The organism is Pelosinus propionicus DSM 13327, from assembly GCF_900114615.1.
Lineage (GTDB): Bacteria > Bacillota > Negativicutes > DSM-13327 > DSM-13327 > Pelosinus > Pelosinus propionicus.
This window is the reverse complement of sequence record NZ_FOTS01000114.1, coordinates 1-2,328: the sequence shown is the minus strand read 5'-3', so window position 1 is coordinate 2,328 and position 2,328 is coordinate 1. Positions and strand designations below refer to the sequence as shown.

Here is a 2,328-nt window from a genome sequence, read left to right as displayed (position 1 = left end):
TTTCATCATTTAACAGCCATATACAAAAAGGCTGCATATCCGATATCACGCTGTAGTTTTAATTTTTTAGTTTCCTTTTTTACCTCCTGCTCGAATATCTGAAAGGATTCGTTGGCAGTCTGCAATGAGGATTGCGCTGTCTGTTGCTGTTGTAATGCTAGTTGTGTTTGTGTCTGAAGCGTGATTAATTGTGCTTTCAATGTTTCCAACTGATTTGACGCTGTTGTCAAGTCCTGCTTCGATTGACTTAGTTGTGTCAATAGCTCCTGATTGTTGATCGATAGCTGTGCCAAGTTCTGATCTAACTGTATTAGCTGTTGTTCCGTTATTTGGTAGGTTGGTTCCGCTAAACACATTCCAGGCAATGACAGCAGCAACAAGAAGCACAGCAGCAATGATATATTTTTTGTCAATGTTAATCATCCCCTTTTACTACCGCAAATACTTTACTTATACCGTCATATTCTGTGACATCAATATTGCCATTATCAACTAGGGTAAAATCAACAGAGTTACCGTTAATAATTACTGATTCTACAATCCCGACAGGAGGCGCGAAGACTCCTGATTTATCAATACGCATTAATTCAACCATGTATATCCCTCCTAAATAATATTAAATACCTTAAGCAGCAATGCAGCACCTGCGCCATACTTAATAACTGGCAATGCATAGGTTTTAAAATTTGTAGTGATTGTTTCAATTTTAGCCTTAAGTATTGCCTTTTCCTCGGCTGCTTTAGCTTTTAACGCTACCTCAAATGCTGTTTTAAATTCTGCCCATTCTTCTGCACTGAGTGCTAATAGTTCATCTGCGGTTGGAATTGCTGTGGTAGTTGTAGATTCCGTAATTTCCTCTACTACTGCCTCTGTGGTTACGGTTGTTTCTTCCATTGCCTCTGCACTTGCCTCTGTTACTACTGTTTCTTCTGCCATTTTACATATCCCCTTTTATTTTATATTTAATATAAATCACACGCTTTAATAGTTTGCATAACCTTATCTGCATAGTAAATATCAGTAGCGTATACACTGCCAATACCACGTACAAACGCTTCTAAATCTTGATCATGGATATATTGGTCAGAATATTGTTTATATGGCCCCCATATCATAAGCTGGCACCAATCGTTAATAGCATCGCCAATGGACGGGTAAGACACGAATCTTGCATTGATAGTATACCAACTACCAGTTCCATCATCTTCCTGTGTTGGGACTTCTACATAATCAAACTCACCGCCGTATTTACGCCCAAAGATGTTGTAACCACCATTGCCTATACCATACTTACCCCATTGGCTTTCAATCGCTCCTTGCGCCACACAACAAGCATACGGCAAACCATAATTACCGCATATCTCCTTTGCTTTGCCTGTAATCATTTCTAAATATTCGTCTGGTGTCATAATTTTTTATTCACCTCATTTTGTATAAAATTAACAGGGTTTCTCTGCAATGAATTAAATTGACTGTCTGTGCTATACTTCGTCCACGCTGCTTTTGCTAATGCTGCAACGCCTCCCAGACCAGTAACCACAACGCCCACGCCTGTCCAGCAAGAATTTAGGTCAAATTTTGTGCTGTATAGCGCATTTGCCCAATATCCTATTAGCCACGACATCAGCACTAGGCATAAGAATAAAAGCATCAGTACGACCATAAAAATTACAAGCGCAAGCCAATTAGCCTGCGCCCAGTTGCAAAAAGATATTAATTTATTTTTCAACCGTGACTACCTCCTTTACCCCAAAATGACGAAATAAAATTGACTACCGCACCAACAGCACCGCCCAATATACCTGCGCCCCAAAATATACCATCAATTCTGTGATGTGCTGATCTTGCCCTTGAATCAGTATCCTTTATTGCAACGCTGTGCTGATTAATACACTTCGCATGATCCGCCACAGTTGCCATTGTTGCATCCTGTTTAGTTTCCATACGTGCCAGGCGGTCAATTACTTCATGCTGAAAATCAACTTCCCCCATACGTCACCCCCAAATTAAAATTTAATCTCATAACAAAGGCTACCTGCTACGGTAGCCGCTAGATCACCACTATCAAATTTTTCATCTGCCCATTTTTCTTTCGCATAGGCAACGCCACCTACAACCAAAAAACGCTCCAAAGGTGTTAAACAGGTATGTCGCTTTAGCTGGTCATTAAGCACATACCCAACTCCCATATGTGCCCATTTATCCATTGGCATACTATCTTCGATTTTGTGTACTACGTTTTGAGCACTACATACGGATACTGACAAAGTAATAAGCAAGCATACTATAAATATTCTCATACGTTTTCCTCCCATAAAAAATAGACGC

Annotated in this window: 7 protein-coding genes; all 7 read right to left on the bottom strand. The window is 39.9% G+C overall.

The features are described 5' to 3' along the window. Positions 1-5: 5 nt before the first annotated feature. Genes BMZ99_RS25725 through BMZ99_RS25695 form a run of 7 tightly spaced genes read right to left on the bottom strand, consistent with a single transcriptional unit; the run spans position 6 to position 2,300 of the window. The gene (locus BMZ99_RS25725) at positions 6-413 is read right to left on the bottom strand and encodes a hypothetical protein (RefSeq protein WP_090944959.1); all 408 of its coding nucleotides are present in this window, start codon (positions 411-413) and stop codon (positions 6-8) included. 2 nt (positions 414-415) lie between these two features. After that, complete coding sequence (locus tag BMZ99_RS25720) at positions 416-595, bottom strand: hypothetical protein (protein ID WP_090944956.1); 180 nt, start codon at positions 593-595, stop codon at positions 416-418. A gap of 11 nt (positions 596-606) precedes the next feature. Next, on the bottom strand, positions 607-936 hold the full coding sequence (locus BMZ99_RS25715; RefSeq protein WP_090944953.1) for a hypothetical protein: 330 nt from the start codon (positions 934-936) through the stop codon (positions 607-609). Positions 937-962: 26 nt separating this feature from the next. Then, the gene (locus BMZ99_RS25710) at positions 963-1,409 is read right to left on the bottom strand and encodes a glycoside hydrolase family 73 protein (protein WP_090944949.1); all 447 of its coding nucleotides are present in this window, start codon (positions 1,407-1,409) and stop codon (positions 963-965) included. Beyond that, entirely contained in the window at positions 1,406-1,729 is a 324-nt protein-coding gene (locus BMZ99_RS25705) for a hypothetical protein (protein WP_090944946.1), read from the bottom strand. Before BMZ99_RS25705 ends, BMZ99_RS25710 begins: the two co-directional genes overlap by 4 nt. Beyond that, entirely contained in the window at positions 1,726-1,992 is a 267-nt protein-coding gene (locus tag BMZ99_RS25700) for a hypothetical protein (protein WP_090944943.1), read from the bottom strand. The genes BMZ99_RS25705 and BMZ99_RS25700 overlap by 4 nt, the downstream gene beginning before the upstream one ends. Positions 1,993-2,006: 14 nt before the next feature. Further along, positions 2,007-2,300 carry a hypothetical protein gene (locus tag BMZ99_RS25695; RefSeq protein WP_139214869.1) on the bottom strand — a complete coding sequence of 98 codons (294 nt, stop codon included), beginning with the start codon at positions 2,298-2,300 and terminating at the stop codon, positions 2,007-2,009. Between the last annotated feature and the right edge of the window lie 28 nt (positions 2,301-2,328).